Origin of the sequence: Actinomadura formosensis, assembly GCF_050948385.1 — a bacterium.
Taxonomy (GTDB): Bacteria; Actinomycetota; Actinomycetes; order Streptosporangiales; family Streptosporangiaceae; genus Spirillospora; species Spirillospora formosensis.
On the sequence record NZ_CP192011.1, the window covers coordinates 6862485 to 6877024 of the forward strand.

Sequence of the window (14540 nt, forward strand, 5' to 3'; positions counted from 1 at the left end):
CCGTCCAGGCCGCGAAGCCCGCGGGGTGAAGGAGTCCGTCCAGCATCCGTGCCGATCACCGGGGCCGATCCCCGCACCGGGATCGCCACGGTCACCGCCTGTGACACCGAGGCACGAACCACCGGCCCCGGTACCCGATCGGCCGCGGCCGGACCGCGCGGCCACACTGATCATCGCTCACCGCCCGCCGCGGCCCACGCAAATGTGACACGACCGAGCGGGAATCACGGCGGGTGAACTGCGGGGGGACGTCCAAGCCCTGGTTCCCACCGCCGTTGCAGGCCCGGCGCGGGTTTCAGAGTTTGAAAAGTTTCATGTACGGGGCGGGAATCCTGACCTTCCCCGTCCCGAAATCGACCAGGACGGAGCCTCCGGACTCCGCCTCCACCACGCGCCCCAGCCCGTACTTGTCGTGAGTGACCAGGTCCTGGGGCGCGAACTTCTTGGTGGGCGGAGCAGCGGACGGAGGCGGGAAAGGGCTCGTGGGCAGGTGCCGCCTGGTGGATCCGGAGGATTTCATAACCGCAGTATGCGCCGCGGCAAAGCATTACGGATAGCCTTCGCGGCAGCTGACGGGAAAATCACAACCGCGCCCGGCCGGCCGCCGCCCCGATCCCGTTCCGTCCGCCCGGCCATGTGGTACCGTCCGAGTAGTTGCGGTTCCCATAGACATGTTCATGCGCCTGTTGGGTCTGACCTCAGGCGCATTTTTGTTGTTCTGGATCTTCCGGATGGGCCATCGCGGCGTCCTCGACGCACACGGTGTGCGGCGGGACCCACCAAGAAGGAGACAACCATGGCCACCGGTACGGTCAAGTGGTTCAACGCCGAAAAGGGTTTCGGCTTCATCGAGCAGGACGGCGGCGGCCCCGACGTCTTCGCCCACTACACCAACATCGCGGCGCAGGGCTTCCGCGAGCTCCAGGAGGGCCAGAAGGTGTCCTTCGACGTCGCCCAGGGCCAGAAGGGCCTGCAGGCGGAGAACATCGTCCCCGCCTGATCACCGACCCGCGCGGCGGGCGGCCGCTTCGGCGCCGCCCGCCGCGCCCGTCGCGCGTGTCGCCCGTCACTCCGGGCGCCCAGCTCCCCGCGACCACCGTTTCTTCTCACCCCGGCCCGGCGGCCCAAGCCCCGCCGGTCGCCACCCGGTTCGTTCTTGAGAGCCCTCCGCACCCCTCGGGGTCCGCGATCCAGCACGGCGGAGCACTTCCACGACACGCACCGCTTCGAGGAAGGCTCCCTGTGCCCCGCAGTTCCCATCAGACCGCCCGCAGACGCTCCCCCGGCTCCGGCCGCCGCCGGCCGGCGCAAGAGCAGCGCCCCGGCGCGGATTTCGCCCGCCCAGAGGCGTCCACCCCGCCGCTGCCCCCGGCCGAGTCGTTCGCGCACCTGCGGATGCCCGGACCGCTCCTGACGGAGCTGGCCCGCCAGGGAGTGACGGCCCCGTTCCCCATCCAGGCCGCGGCCCTGCCGAACGCCCTCACCGGCCGGGACGTCCTCGCCCGCGGCCGCACCGGCTCGGGCAAGACCCTCGCCTTCGGCCTGGCACTGCTCGCCCGCACCGCCGGCCACCGCGCCGAACCCCGCAGCCCCCTCGCCCTGGTGCTGGTCCCCACCCGGGAACTCGCCCAGCAGGTCAGCGCCGCGCTCACCCCGTACGCCGACGCCGTGGACCTGCGGCTCACCACCGTGGTCGGCGGCATGCCGATCTCCCGCCAGGCGAACGCCCTGAAACGGGGCGCGGACGTCCTGATCGCCACCCCCGGCCGCCTCGCCGACCTGATCGAACGCGGCGACTGCCGGCTCGCCCGGGTGCGGACCACCGTGCTGGACGAGGCCGACCAGATGACCGACATGGGATTCCTGCCCCAGGTCACCCGGCTTCTGGAGCAGACCCCGCGCGACGGGCAGCGGATGCTGTTCTCCGCGACCCTGGACCGCAACGTCGACCAGCTCGTCCGCAGGTTCCTCAGCGACCCGGCCACCCACTCGGTCGACCCGCCCGCCGGCGCCGTCACCACCATGGAACACCACCTGCTCCACCTCGCCGACGCCGACAAGCACGAGATCACCGTGCACATCGCCGCCCGCGACGACCGGGTGATCATGTTCGTCGGCAAGAAGCACGCCGCGGACCGTCTCGTCCGCAAGCTCACCTCCCGCGGCGTACGCGCCGCCGCGCTGCACGGCGGCAAGAGCCAGTCGCAACGCAACCGCGCGCTGGACGGCTTCCACGCCGGGGACGTCACCGTGCTGGTCGCCACCAACGTCGCCGCCCGGGGCATCCACATCGACGACCTCGACCTCGTCGTCAACGTCGATCCGCCCGCCGATCACAAGGACTACCTGCACCGCGGTGGGCGCACCGCCCGCGCGGGGCGCCGGGGAACCGTGGTCAGCCTCGTCCTCCCCGACCAGCGCCGCGAGATGAACGACCTGATGGCCAAGGCCGGTATCACCCCGCGCACCACCCGCGTCCGGCCCGGCGACCACGACCTGGCCCGCATCACCGGCGCCCGCACACCGGACCGCCCCGCCCCCCTGCCGTCCGGGCGACTGCACCCCGCCGCCCCGCCCCCTCATCGCGAGGACGCGCAACTGTCCCGCAAACGCAGGCCGCGCCGCCGCCCGTCCTCCTTGAACACCTGACGCCACCCCGTCTACGGCCGGCGCTGCGGGCTCTGCCGCGGTGTCCGTTGCTGACTGTCGAGTCCGATTCGACTGGGACGGCGTCGGGCGACTACGCGCCGGGCCAGAGCCACGCGGGCATCGTGGACTTTTTCGCCTCTGCGGTCACGGGGCGGAACAGGAGCGGGGCGCCGGCCGGTGACAGCTCGCGGTACGCCTCCTCGGAGAGGATGAGCGCGAGGTCGGCGGTGGAGGAGTCGAGCGCGTCCCGGATGGCGGTGGAGTCGACCAGCCGGAATGCCTGGTTCACCGCCCTGCCCGCCACGCCGTACGAGTCGCGATGGACGGTGCCGAAGTGCAGGGCGGCGCGCAGCCTGATCGTGTGAAGCGGTAGGACCGACCGGTTGTGCCCGTGCAGGGCGTCGCCGAGGCGGGTGACGAGGGACGGGACGAGCGCGGAGACCGGAACCGGCACGGGCAGCACGATGAGAGCACCATCGCCGCGATCTTCCCGCACGCAGAGGCGCCAGGGGATGCCCGCCGCGTTGAAGGAGCGCGCCAGCAAGCCGTAGAGGGACCGGCGCAGGCCGAGCTGCACCGGGTCGTCGCGCTCCTCGACCGTGAAGTCCTTGATGTCCACCACGAAGATCGCGCACCGGCGGGACGCACCCGCATGGAAGGCGACCCGGCCGTCCCGTGCCCCCATGGCCACCTTGGGCCGTTCTGTGGTTCTTCGCCCCGTAACAGAGGCGATCAACTGGCAACCTGATCTCAGGCGCATCCCGCTACCCTCCGCCCCGTCCACTCATCCCGAGAAAGATGGCCTGAGTCACAGAATCATGCTGGGTCATATAGAATCATCCTCTCTTGGGTGCCGGTCGCACATCAGGAGGTCAACGTGGAGCTTGTGATGCATGAGCACCTCGGCCACTGGTGTACCTCGGAGCCGATTCGCATGAGTCAGCATCGAACCGAGTCCACCGTCGCCGACGGTCTCTCGGAACGGTGGGATGAGCACGATGGCCGCGGTGAAAGGGCAGGGCGAGGCGTCGAGCGCCCGTCATCGACTGGCGGCGGAGCTGCGGGCTCTGCGCGAGCTGGCCGGACTGTCGGGCAGGGAACTGGCCGGCCGGATCGGCATCAGCCAGTCGCAGATATCGAGGATCGAGTCGGGGAAGACGCCGCCGACGATGCCGCAGGTGAAGGAGTGGGCCACGGCGGTGAACGCGTCGACGGAGACCAGAACGTGGCTGGTCGCGATGACCGAGGCGGCCTACACCGAGGTGGACGCCTGGCGGACGGTGCTCGGCGATCGGCCTCACCTGCAGGACGAGATCGGGGAACTGGAGGCGCGTACGCAAAGGACGCGATGCTTCCAGCACTCGGTCGTGCCCGGACTGCTGCAGACGGCCGAGTACATGCGGCTCGTCTTCGGCCTCTACCGGGACATCCCCTACGCGAAGGAGGATCTCGCGGCGGCGGTCGCCGGCCGGCTCGACCGGCAGCTGGCACTGTTCGACACGGAGCGGCGTTTCGAATTCCTCATCACCGAGGCGGCACTGCGCTGGCGGCCCGGCTCGGTGGCGAGCCAGCTGGCCCAGCTGGACCGCCTCGCCTCGCTCGCCACGCTGGAGAACGTGTCCATCGGACTCATCCCGCAGAGCACCCGCGCGGTCACTTACCTCTCGCACAGCTTCGTCATTTACGCGGCGGATGGCGCCCTGGAACAGGAATCGGTCGTGATCACCGAAACGATTCATGCGCGAGTGACCGTCCACAAGCCGGACGACATCGTCCTTTACGAGGATCGATGGTCTCTCTTGCAGCAAATGGCGGTATTCGGCGATGCGGCCCAAGACTTCCTCTCCGAACTCGCAGCCGACCTGCGGAGGCCGCCGGAATGAACATGACGAGCAGAACGCGCCCGGCTCGACGGGGGCCAGGCCGGGCGGACCCGGTGGTCCGGGCGCCCGTGCGCGCCCGGACCACCGGCCCCCTCCTATCAGCGCAGGTCGAACTCGCCGTTCTTCACACCGGCGAGGAACGCCTTCCACTCGTCACCCGTGAACCACAGCACCGCCCCGTCCGGGTCCTTGCTGTCGCGGACGCCGACCCAGTGGGCGACGGTCACCTCCACGCAGTCGCCGATGCCCTCGCTCCGCCGGCTCTTGCGCCAGATGCCGGCGCTCAGCCGGCTCTTGGAGTCACCCATTTTCATGTCCTTTCTTCCGCGACCTCACTGGCCGCTCTGAAAAGAGCATCAAATGGGCACCAAGGTGGATTTCCCATGGCCGATCAAGCAATTTCAAGAAGGATTCCAGTGACTTTCCAGGTGGTGTGATGAGACACGTGACCATGCCCGGCGAGCAGCTTCCGGCGGACCGGCCCGACCCCGGCGAGATCGCGTTCACCCTCTTGGAGCGCGTCCGGGCGGAAGTGGGCGGCACGGAGATCAGGCTGGGCGATCAGAAGGCGCGCCTGATCCTGGCCGTCCTGCTGGAGCAGCCGGGCACGCTGGTCCCCATCGAGGCACTGATCAACCGGGTATGGCCCGAAGCCCCCAAAAGCACCCGTCCGATGTTGCATGACCATGTCACGAAGCTGCGGGGCAGACTCGACACGGCGAAGGAAGGCGCTCGCTCGCTGCTGCCGCGCGGCGAGGGCGGCTACCGGATACAGGTCGACCGCCGGCAGATCGATCTGTGCCGCTTCCGGGACCTCGTCAAGCACGCCCAGACCGTCGCCGGACACGACGGCGAGGCGGCGGTGCGCTACTACCGGAGCGCGCTGGAGCAGTGGGGGCCGCTGCCCGACGGGCCGTGGTCGGCCGAGCCGCTCGGCGGCCTGCACAGCGGCGCGTGGATCGACTCGACCCGCACCGCCCTGCGCAACGAGTACCAGCGGGCACTGATGTCCTACCTGGAGCTGGAGCTGCGCATCAGCGACCCCGCTGCGCTCATCCCCGGACTACAGCGGCTGACGGCCCGTTCCGAACCGCCCGACGACGCCCTCGCCGCGCTGCTGATGCGCGCGCTTTACCTGTCAGGCCGGCAGAACGAGGCCCTGGACGCGTACCGGCGGCACCACTCCCGCTCCGTCGAGGAAGTCGGAGGGGAACCGGGTGAAGGGCTGCGGCACCTGCAGCAGCAGATCCTCACAGGGGAACTTCCGCTGAGGCCGCCCACCGCACCGCACGATTCCGACCCCCCGAAGGGAGCCCCCGTGGGCCGAGCGGAGAACGAGCAGGACAGCACGACCGGCCACGGCGGGCAGACCCCGCCCGGCGAATCCTCCGGGACGGCGGACGGCACGCGCCGGACGATCGAGGAGGTCGGTGAGGCCGCCGCCATGGCCGTCGCCGCCGGCGCCCGGCGGGCACTGTCCGGAAAGGTCGTGCTCCAGCCGCCCGCCGAGCGCAAGCTCGTGGAAAGAGTGCAGCGGGAGTTCGAGCCGGACACCCCCGGATTCCGCGCACTGGTCGTCGTCGAGACGGCACCCGACCAGGCCGGCGCCGTCCAGGCGCTGCGGGACGCCCTGGTCGTGCGAATGCTCAGCCACGGCTCGTTCCTGAAATCACTGCGGAAGCTCACCGATCGGCTGAACACGGCGCCGTCACAGGGAACCGGCACCATCGTCAACGCCAACCGCGTCGGCAAGGTCGTGACGTTCAACGACAAGGTGAAAATGCGTGACTGGAACTGCTGAACGGCTCCACGCGCACGTCCTCATCCACCCGGGTTCCGAAAGCGAGGACCATGAGCCAGCCCGACGACGCCGAAGCGAAGAACGCGGAACCGGCGGCCGAGCCCAAGCACAGGCGGCAAGGTGACGAGGAGGCGCAGAAGCCTCCCGAGCCCGCTCCCCGCCAGAGCGAGGGCGGCGCCTCCGAGGAGGGGTACCCCGCCTCGGAGGAGGAGGCCCTCCGCGCGCTCGGCGACGGTGCCGGCGAGGACGCCGGCCTCCCGTCGCAGCACGCGCAGTACATGGACATCATCAAGCAGATCACCGAGCGGTACGCGGGCGATGCCGCCGGGCCCTCCATCGGCACGCTCGCGTTGTTCCAGGACACCGTGGAGTTCGGCGGGGACTTCAACACCGGCGGTGCCGCGCGGCGGCGTGGGCGGGCGTCGTTCAGGATCGATCTCGACCGGCTCGCCCGCCACCTGCGGGGCTTCGTCGAACCGCCGAACTTCGCCGCGGCCGTCAGCGTCCTGCTCGACCGGCATCTGCTGATCCTGGCGCTGGCGCCCGGCACCGGCCGGGAGACGGCCGTCTACAACCTCCTGGACCGGCTCCCCAACCCCGGCGGCGGGCAGACGCGGCCGGAATGCCGGCTCTTATCGGAGACCGCCCCGCTCGGTGCCCCGGGCTGGCGGCCCGACATCCGGCACTGCGCGTTCGTGGTCGACCTCGACGGTGCCATCGAGACGCACCGGGAGGACGAGGGCCTCACCGCCGACCGCATCGACGAACGCTGGATCTCCGAGACGGCCGCCGCGTTGCGGGAGACCCGCAACTTCATGATCGTGCTGACCGGCCCGGAGCGCGGAGCGCTGATGGAGGCGGCGGAGCGCTCCGCCCACGTGGTCACCACGCTCGGCCGGGTGCCCGCCATGGAGATCATCGAACGGCGGGTGCTCGGCACCGACCGTGACCCCGGCCGGCGCCGGGAACTGCACGCGCGGCTCACCGCGTGCGGCGCCGGGGAACTGCTGCGCGAGTGCCCAGAGCCCCGGGTGGCCGCGCGGCTCGCCGAGGCCGTCAACACCGGGCGGGACCTGGCTGCGACCGTGCGGGAACTGCGCGACCCGACGGGCGAGGTGCATCGCCGGCTCAGCCGGTACCGGAAACCGGAGTACGTCAGCTTCGCCGTGGCATCGGCGGTGCTGGAGGGCTCGGGCTACCTCACCGTTTCGGACGCGGCACTCGATCTCTACGCGATGCTCGTGCCGGACGAGGAGAAGCCACCGCTGTCGCGGCTCAGGTTCCGCGACCAGCTCGGTGCGGAGCAGAACTGGATCGAGGTCGCCGTGCCGTCCGGCGAGGCCGGGCATCGCGGCGCTCCCCGGGTGCGGTTCCGCAGGCCGCTCGTCCAGCAGGCGGTCCTGGAGTACGCCTGGACGTACCTCGACAGCGACCGGCCCGCGTTCATCCGGTGGCTGCGGCGGCTGATGACGCACTCCGACGTCGAGGTCCGCGCCCGTGCCGCCGTGGCGGCGGGCGTGCTCGCGGGCAGCGACCCGGCGCACGCGTTGCACCGTCTCGTCCTGCCGTGGGCGCTGGACGGCTCGCCGCTGCTGCGCCAGGCCGCCGCGACCGCACTCGACCTTCTCAGCACCCGCCCGGGGCTGGCCGGCGAAACCTGGAACCTGCTGGGCGCCTGGGCGGCGGAGGGCGGTACCGGGACGGCGCCGCGGCGGCTGGCGCTCGTCGCCGGCGCCGCCGCCGGCCGGATCATGGGCAGCCGCGATCCGGAGCGCGCACTGTCCGTGCTGCGCGCGGTTCTCGACCGGGACGACTGGGCCCCGCTGCCCACGGTCGCGTCGAGCATCCTGCAGCTGATCGAGTTCAGCCATGTGCGCCAGGTCCTCGCGGCGCTGCTGGAGTGGAGCGCCGCGCAGGACAAGTCGCCGCTGGTCATCAAGGCGCTGTCCGCCTTCGTGTTCGCCTCGACGGAACCCGCTCCCGAACTCGCCTGGGCGGTCCGCGCGCCGGCGGGCCGGGCGCGGGAGCCGCGGTCGCCGCTCGGGCTCCTCCCGGCGGACGAGGACGCGGCACCGCTGCTGCTCGCGCACGCCGCCGAGCACCGGTCGCAGCTCGTCCCGCTGTGGGCGCGTGCCCTGGCGCGCAAACCGGTGCAGACGCAGGCGCTGGCGCGGCTGCGGAGCTGCCTGGAAACCCACGCGGACCGGGACATGGCGGTCCGCGCCCAGATGCGGGACCTGCTCCTCGGGATCGCGGCGCAGCCCGGCCAGCACCGGGAGCGGCTGCTCTACCACCTCGCCGCCTGGGCGAGGGACACCGCACGGCCCAACGAGGCGGCCGCCCAGATCCACACGGCGCTCCTGCGCGATGAGCCGGTCCCGTGCGGACGCCCCGCCACGCACGCCCTTCTTTGGATGGAGGAGAGATGACATGGACCACATGACGTACGACCCGATCCTCGAGGAGCAGGAGCTCTCCCGGGTCAGGCTGTTCTCACCGCCGCGTGCACCGCGTCCCCGCGAAGCCCTCGTGCTGGCACCGGGCCGCGGGCCGATGTGCACGATCCGGCACAGCGATCCCATCCCGGGCGCCCGGCTGACCGACTACCGCCGCCTGTACCGGGTCGACGTGGCCGAGCACCGGCTGGTCCTGGACTTCCCGCTGCTCAGCCGCGACCACACGTTCGCGTTCAACGCACGCGCCACCTTGACCTGCCAGGTCACCGATCCGGCTAAGGTGGTCAGCCGCAATATCCGTGACATGAGCGGAGCGCTGTACGGACCGTTGAAGGGGATGTTGCAGGACGTCAGCAAGCACTACGACATCTCCCATTTCCACGCCGCGCAGGAAGCGCTGAACCAGGAGATGCGCTATTTCTCCGGCGATTCGGCGATCCGGCTGCACAGCATCCACATCGAGCTGCTGGTGAACGAGGAGGAGGCCGCCGAAAGCGGGCGGATGTTCCGTGACGTGGCCCGCGAGCAGCGGCTCGCGGACATGAAGGCCGACCACCAGCTCGAACGGCTGCGCAGCACGGGCGTGGAAGGGCTGATCGCCGATATCTTCGTGGAAAAGGGCGCGGAAGCCGCGCTGGCCCGGATTCGCGAGATCGAGGGGGAGGAGCGGGGCGAGATCCTCGCCGCCTGGGAAGCGGTCCTGAAGCACTCCGAGGACTCCGTCGATCCGTACCTCCTGGCCGAGGCGCACAAGGAACTGCTGGCGAAGTACGTCGAGGGCAGTTCGGCCCCTTTCGGGGGCACCCGTTCCGGGCGGCTGCGCGGTTCGCTGACCCCGGGCGTCATGAGCAGCATCGAGCCGCCGTCCGCGCCTCCGCCGTCCGTGTCCTCGCCGTCCGCGGAGGCGTCGGACCGCTCCCCGGGCGGTTCCTCTCCACGGGTGGGGCGGCACAGTGAGCACCGTCCCTCGCCGGCGTACGGCGACCCCGGCGCGCCGGCCGGCCCGCCCGACGACGAACCGCCGGGCACCCCCGCGCATTCGCCGGGCGCCGAACCCGCGGGCGCCCGGCGTGATTCGGGCGCGGGCTGGGGCACCGCATGGGACCCGAGTACGAGCGCGAGCGCCGGGGCCCCGCCGCCCCCGGTTTCCGGAAAGGTGCCCGGCGCCGGCCCGGCTCAGCCGTCGGGCGGCGCCCGCATGGGCGGGGCTTCCACGGACCGTACCGCGGACGGAACGCGACCGGGCGGCGATGACGCGGCAGGCGGTGACGCGGGAGACGACGGCGATGCACCCGGCGGGCACCCGGCGAGCCGGCTGCGCGGCTTCCGTACCGGGGAGCCAGGGCGGTGACCGAAGCGCAGGCGACGCCCGCCGGCCCGATCGCCTGGGACTACGAACTCGGAGACGCGTCGGCCGGAGGGGTATGGACCGAGGCCGTCACAGGCCACGGGCAGGACGCCGAGCCGCTGTTCGTCCACCATCTGCCGACCGGACAGGGGATCATCGCGGTCTTCGACGGTTCCGGCGGTGCGGGATCCGCTCCGGCCTACTGGACCTCCGACGGGACACCGCGCACCGGAGCATGGCTGGGAGCACGGGTGGCCAGGACCGCGCTGGAGTCCTGGTTCGGCGCGTCGGTCCTGAACGGCGAAGGGTTCGGCACCGCCGACCTGGAATCGCGGCTCGCCCGGATGCTGGAGGCGATGCGGCCGGCGACAGCGTCCCGCATCGTCGGGCGAATGCAGAAGGAACTGCCCACGACGATGGCCGCCCTGCACTACCGCCTGCGGCACGGTGCGGTCGACTGCCGGGTTCTTTGGGCGGGGGACAGCCGCGTCTACGTGTTGACCCCGGACCATGGTCTGCAGGCTCTCAGCCGGGACCACACAGAGGAGGAGGACGGCCTCGTCCAGCTTCTGCAGGATCCGCCGCTCAGCAATGTGATCTGCGCCGACAGCCCGTTCTTCGTCCAGGTACGGCGCCTCTCCCTCGAACTGCCGTGCGTGCTGCTGTGCGCGACCGACGGCTTCTTCGGCTACGTGCAGACACCCGCCCACTTCGAGTACCGGCTCCTGGCGGTGCTTCAGGACTCGGACTCGATGAAGGACTGGTGCGGGCGGCTCGGCCGGGACATCTCCGGCTACGCGGCGGACGACGCTTCGCTCAGCATGGTCACGCTCGGCTTCACGGACTTTCCGTCCCTGCGCACCGCGTTCGCCGGACGCGAGCGGGGCCTGGGGCGCCGGTACTGGAGCAACCGTCCGCGAGAGCACACAGGCCCGCCGGACGCGGACCGGAACGGCGCACGGCCGGAGGGGCCGAGCGCCGAGGAGAGGGTCGGCCGCCACGAGAGGAAGTGGCGGCAGCTGACCTGGGACAGCTATCGAGGCGACTACGAGCGCCTCATGCCACCACCGGACCTGGAGAGGGAGCATGAAACTCGGAGACACGATCAACGGCTACCAGGTGATCACCCGGCCCGGTAACGACGACGCGGGCAAGAGCGTGTGGGCGTTCGCGGCGAAGAACGGGTCGCAGTACTTCATCAAGCAGTTCCTTGAGCCGAAGCGGCCCCGTGGCGACTCGACGGCCAGCCCACGGAGCAAGGAGCTGCGGCTTCAGGAGTGCCTGGAGTTCGAGCAGCGGCAGCGGACGGTCGCCCGGGTGCTGGAGTCGCAGCACGGCCGGCCGGGAACCGGCAACCTGGTCCTCCCCCTCGATTTCTTCGCGGACGGCTCGACCTATTACAAGGTGACCGAGAAGGTCGAGGTCGCTGGCCGCGAACCGGAGTCGTTCTCCGCCAGGGAGAAGCTGACCCTGTTGCGCACGCTCGGCCTCAGCCTGCAATTGCTGCACGGCATCGGGATCGTCCACGGAGACCTCAAACCGACCAACGTGCTGATCCAGCGCAAGTCCGAGGACAGGGCCTTCTACCGCGCCCGGCTCATCGACTTCGACGACGCCTACATCTCGGAAGAGCCTCCGGCCGCGGACGTCATGGGGGGCGACCAGCTCTTCGGCGCCCCCGAATTCATCCGTTACCTGCACGGGGATCCGGTCGTCCGGGCGCGCGACCTGACAGTGCGCGCCGACGTCTTCTCGCTGGCCCTGCTGACCCACCACTATCTCACCGAGAGCCTGCCCGGCCACGACGACGCCTTCGCCGCGCCGGCCGAGGCCGTCGCAGCGGGCGAGCGGCTGCGGTGGGACGCGCGCCTCAGCGCGCCCGTGCGGGATCTCCTCATCGCGATGACCTCTCCGTCCCCCGCGGAACGGCCTGGTGTAGAGGACTTCCTGGACACGATGAAGGATCCGGCCCTCTGCGCGCTGAACGGGCCGGCGCCGGCCGCAAGCCCGGCGACACGACTGCGCGGCATCCGTTCGGGAGACTCCCAGCCCCCGGCGGCACCGAGGCCCTCCGCACCGACCACCCCCGCGGTCCCCGCGCCGCCTCCCGGCCCGTCTTCCGGCCGGGCCTCGCGGCTGCGGATCAACCTGGGCGGCGATGGCCGCCCCTGACCCTGATTGGAATCCACATGACCGACCACATCGGCCAGTACCGCGGCAATCTGCGCTACGCGGTCGACATCGTGATGTGCATCGACGCGACAGGGAGCATGGGCCCTGTCCTGGAGGAGGTCAAGAGCAGCGCGCTGTCCTTCCCCGGGCGGCTCAAGGAGGAGATGGCGCAGAAGCGCAAGGCCATCAGCCAGCTCCGGCTGAAGGTCATCGCCTTCCGCGACTTCGCCGACTTCGCCGACGACGCGCTGGAGGAGAGCGAGTTCTTCACGATGCCCGGAGAGCTGGACAAGTTCGAGTCGTTCGTCCGCGGGCTGACGCCGGAGGGGGGCGGCGATGTGCCCGAGTCCGGGTTGGAGGCCCTGGCACTCGCGCTCCGGGCACCGTGGGAGCGCGGGCTGGACCGGCGCCGCCATGTCATCGTGCTGTTCACCGACGCGCCCGCCCACCCGCTGGGCGACCCGAAGGCGCGCGCCGCGCACACCTACCCGGCCGGGCTGCCGCTGGACGGTGACACGCTGCTGGAGGAATGGGGGTACGCGCGAAGCCGGCAGGCCCTCATGGAGAACTCGGCCAAGCGACTCGTGCTCTTCGCCCCCGACGAGACCCCCTGGAAGAACATCGCGGACGAATGGAACATGACGATTCTCTTCCCCTCGGTCGCGGGCCAAGGGCTGGAAGAGGTCGAGATGAGCGAGATCATCAACACGATCGCGCACAGCATCTGAGATGAAGTTCAGGAAGGACAAGCATCCCGCCGACGCGCCCGGAACCCGGGTGCAACCGTCCCAGGACGCCACCGGGCAGGCGGACGAGTCCGCGGTGCCCTCCGGAGACACGCAGACGGCGGACAGGTGGGTGCTCTACTGCCAAGAGGCCGAACTCGTGTTCGACGGTCAACGCGTCGACGTGGTCGGGCCCGGCGGGCTGCGCCAGAACCTCCCGATCGGCTGGTGCGTCGAGGTGGCGGTGCAGCCGCTTCCAAAACCCCGGGCACTTCAGCTCGTGCTGCATTTCGCTCCCGGGGCACCGGCCACCGGGAACTCGAAGGAGTCCCCGGTCCTGGTCGTCCTGCGGCTCTTCGTGGACGCGCCGTACGTGCGCGACGCCGAGCAGATGGCGGAACGGCTGAGACGCCGCGCACCGAGGCTCGCTTCGCCCCGCGCCGCAGACGAGCCGTACGACCTCCTGAACGGCGAAGTGCCGCAGGCGGTCCCCAGTGCCGACGGGGAACGTGCGCCCAGGACACCGGAACCGGCGCCCGGCCGGTCCGCCGAGGCGCCGCCCACCGTCTGGTGCGCCCCGCAGAACGGCGAGTGGGCGTTCTTCACTCCGATGTCCGACACGGTCGAGGTACGCGACGATCTCGCCGGATGGGCGCGGAACCTCAGATCCGGCCACGTCACCGGCCCCTGAAGGAGGGACCGCCATTGGCCTCGCAGTGGCACTGCGGCTCCTGCAGCACCTTCAACGCGGGGGCGGCCGAAGAATGCATCGGATGCTTCTCGCCGCGGGAATCGGCGGAGAGCAGGAAAGGCCCCGGGGACGTACCGCCGCGCGGCGAACCGGGAGGCAGCGGCCCCCGGCCCCGGGCGCCGGACGCAGAGCGTCCGAAGACACCGGACGAGATTTTCATGCCGCCGGCGGGCGCCGGGTACCGGCCGGAAACGTCGGAGCCCACCGCGCCTCCCCCCGCCCCCGTCCCGGCTCGCCCACGCGCGGCCTCGCGGCGCGAGTCGCGCATCGGCACGAAGCTGCTGGCGGGCGCTTCCCTGGTCGCGGCTCTGTCTTTCTCGGTAGGCCACTTCGACGACATCGAGCGGTTCGTCCGGGAGCACACACCCGTCGAAGAAACCGCGGCCGGCACCTGCCCGACGCGGGTCGCCCCGGAGTCACGGAACGGCACCACCATGAACCTGGTGATCGCCTACCGGACCTCAAGCCACGACGTCATCATCTGCCGATCGTCCTCGGGCGAATACGTCTACCACGGTGAGGAGATCGGAAATCCGTCCTCGGCGATCGATCTCCATGCCGAACGGACGTCGCACGGCTATATCGCCCGCAACGGCTCCTATACCTACGATATCCGCGGCCGAAGAATCATTGTCAAGCATCAGGGGAAGGTCATCGGCAAGTACACCGGAACTCGTTTCTCTCCCTGATCACTTTTCTGGTCCGGTGGAAGGGGAACCACTCGCCGGCGGTGCTGCGACGGCCCTTTGCGCTCT

At 70.7% G+C, this 14540-nt stretch carries 14 protein-coding genes; 11 read left to right on the forward strand and 3 right to left on the reverse strand.

The genetic code is table 11. The annotated features are described in order from the left end of the window. Window positions 1-295: 295 nt before the first annotated feature. Window positions 296-520, reverse strand: coding sequence for a hypothetical protein (locus tag ACQP1N_RS32180; RefSeq protein ID WP_084262320.1), 225 nt, complete (start codon window positions 518-520; stop codon window positions 296-298). 276 nt (window positions 521-796) lie between these two features. Here ACQP1N_RS32180 and ACQP1N_RS32185 point away from each other — a divergent pair, with 276 nt between their 5' ends. Together ACQP1N_RS32185 and ACQP1N_RS32190 are read left to right on the forward strand one after the other, a co-directional pair. Next, a complete protein-coding gene (locus ACQP1N_RS32185) occupies window positions 797-1000 on the forward strand; it encodes a cold-shock protein (RefSeq protein ID WP_067792671.1) in 204 nt (67 codons plus the stop codon). A gap of 242 nt (window positions 1001-1242) precedes the next feature. Continuing rightward, entirely contained in the window at window positions 1243-2649 is a 1407-nt protein-coding gene (locus tag ACQP1N_RS32190; RefSeq protein ID WP_433228007.1) for a DEAD/DEAH box helicase, read from the forward strand. Window positions 2650-2740: 91 nt separating this feature from the next. Here ACQP1N_RS32190 and ACQP1N_RS32195 read toward each other — a convergent pair whose 3' ends face one another. Then, window positions 2741-3334, reverse strand: a complete 594-nt coding sequence (locus ACQP1N_RS32195; protein ID WP_433228009.1) for a hypothetical protein — start codon at window positions 3332-3334, stop codon at window positions 2741-2743. Window positions 3335-3647: 313 nt separating this feature from the next. On the opposite strand from ACQP1N_RS32195, the gene ACQP1N_RS32200 reads away from it, so the two are divergent. Next, entirely contained in the window at window positions 3648-4532 is an 885-nt protein-coding gene (locus ACQP1N_RS32200) for a helix-turn-helix domain-containing protein (RefSeq protein WP_433228010.1), read from the forward strand. Window positions 4533-4630: 98 nt separating this feature from the next. Here the strand turns inward: ACQP1N_RS32200 and ACQP1N_RS32205 are convergent, their stop codons facing one another. Then, entirely contained in the window at window positions 4631-4840 is a 210-nt protein-coding gene (locus ACQP1N_RS32205) for a DUF397 domain-containing protein (RefSeq protein WP_433228011.1), read from the reverse strand. A gap of 128 nt (window positions 4841-4968) precedes the next feature. Between ACQP1N_RS32205 and ACQP1N_RS32210 the strand changes: the two genes are divergently transcribed. From ACQP1N_RS32210 to ACQP1N_RS32245, 8 genes are all read left to right on the forward strand, one after another. Then, window positions 4969-6333, forward strand: a complete 1365-nt coding sequence (locus tag ACQP1N_RS32210) for an AfsR/SARP family transcriptional regulator (RefSeq protein WP_433228013.1) — start codon at window positions 4969-4971, stop codon at window positions 6331-6333. A gap of 50 nt (window positions 6334-6383) precedes the next feature. Further along, window positions 6384-8762, forward strand: a complete 2379-nt coding sequence (locus ACQP1N_RS32215; RefSeq protein WP_433228014.1) for a hypothetical protein — start codon at window positions 6384-6386, stop codon at window positions 8760-8762. A 1-nt stretch (window position 8763) separates the two neighbouring features. Further along, a complete protein-coding gene (locus ACQP1N_RS32220) occupies window positions 8764-10140 on the forward strand; it encodes a hypothetical protein (RefSeq protein WP_433228015.1) in 1377 nt (458 codons plus the stop codon). Beyond that, complete coding sequence (locus tag ACQP1N_RS32225) at window positions 10137-11276, forward strand: PP2C family protein-serine/threonine phosphatase (RefSeq protein ID WP_433228016.1); 1140 nt, start codon at window positions 10137-10139, stop codon at window positions 11274-11276. The genes ACQP1N_RS32220 and ACQP1N_RS32225 overlap by 4 nt, the downstream gene beginning before the upstream one ends. Beyond that, on the forward strand, window positions 11224-12309 hold the full coding sequence (locus ACQP1N_RS32230; protein ID WP_433228018.1) for a protein kinase domain-containing protein: 1086 nt from the start codon (window positions 11224-11226) through the stop codon (window positions 12307-12309). Before ACQP1N_RS32225 ends, ACQP1N_RS32230 begins: the two co-directional genes overlap by 53 nt. A gap of 17 nt (window positions 12310-12326) precedes the next feature. Beyond that, on the forward strand, window positions 12327-13037 hold the full coding sequence (locus ACQP1N_RS32235) for a vWA domain-containing protein (protein WP_433228019.1): 711 nt from the start codon (window positions 12327-12329) through the stop codon (window positions 13035-13037). A 1-nt stretch (window position 13038) separates the two neighbouring features. Beyond that, entirely contained in the window at window positions 13039-13725 is a 687-nt protein-coding gene (locus ACQP1N_RS32240; protein WP_433228021.1) for a hypothetical protein, read from the forward strand. A 218-nt stretch (window positions 13726-13943) separates the two neighbouring features. Then, window positions 13944-14474 (forward strand): hypothetical protein, encoded by a 531-nt coding sequence (locus tag ACQP1N_RS32245; RefSeq protein WP_433228023.1) that lies wholly within the window; start codon window positions 13944-13946, stop codon window positions 14472-14474. Window positions 14475-14540 lie beyond the last annotated feature (66 nt).

Bases quoted from the DNA above. Each gene is read 5' to 3' on its own strand.
- ACQP1N_RS32180 (WP_084262320.1), bottom strand. From the start codon at position 520: ATGAAATCCTCCGGATCCACCAGGCGGCACCTGCCCACGAGCCCTTTC.
- ACQP1N_RS32185 (WP_067792671.1), top strand. From the start codon at position 797: ATGGCCACCGGTACGGTCAAGTGGTTCAACGCCGAAAAGGGTTTCGGC.
- ACQP1N_RS32195 (WP_433228009.1), bottom strand. From the start codon at position 3,334: ATGGGGGCACGGGACGGCCGGGTCGCCTTCCATGCGGGTGCGTCCCGC.
- ACQP1N_RS32200 (WP_433228010.1), top strand. From the start codon at position 3,648: ATGGCCGCGGTGAAAGGGCAGGGCGAGGCGTCGAGCGCCCGTCATCGA.
- ACQP1N_RS32205 (WP_433228011.1), bottom strand. From the start codon at position 4,840: ATGGGTGACTCCAAGAGCCGGCTGAGCGCCGGCATCTGGCGCAAGAGC.
- ACQP1N_RS32210 (WP_433228013.1), top strand. From the start codon at position 4,969: ATGAGACACGTGACCATGCCCGGCGAGCAGCTTCCGGCGGACCGGCCC.
- ACQP1N_RS32215 (WP_433228014.1), top strand. From the start codon at position 6,384: ATGAGCCAGCCCGACGACGCCGAAGCGAAGAACGCGGAACCGGCGGCC.
- ACQP1N_RS32220 (WP_433228015.1), top strand. From the start codon at position 8,764: ATGGACCACATGACGTACGACCCGATCCTCGAGGAGCAGGAGCTCTCC.
- ACQP1N_RS32230 (WP_433228018.1), top strand. From the start codon at position 11,224: ATGAAACTCGGAGACACGATCAACGGCTACCAGGTGATCACCCGGCCC.
- ACQP1N_RS32235 (WP_433228019.1), top strand. From the start codon at position 12,327: ATGACCGACCACATCGGCCAGTACCGCGGCAATCTGCGCTACGCGGTC.
- ACQP1N_RS32240 (WP_433228021.1), top strand. From the start codon at position 13,039: ATGAAGTTCAGGAAGGACAAGCATCCCGCCGACGCGCCCGGAACCCGG.
- ACQP1N_RS32245 (WP_433228023.1), top strand. From the start codon at position 13,944: ATGCCGCCGGCGGGCGCCGGGTACCGGCCGGAAACGTCGGAGCCCACC.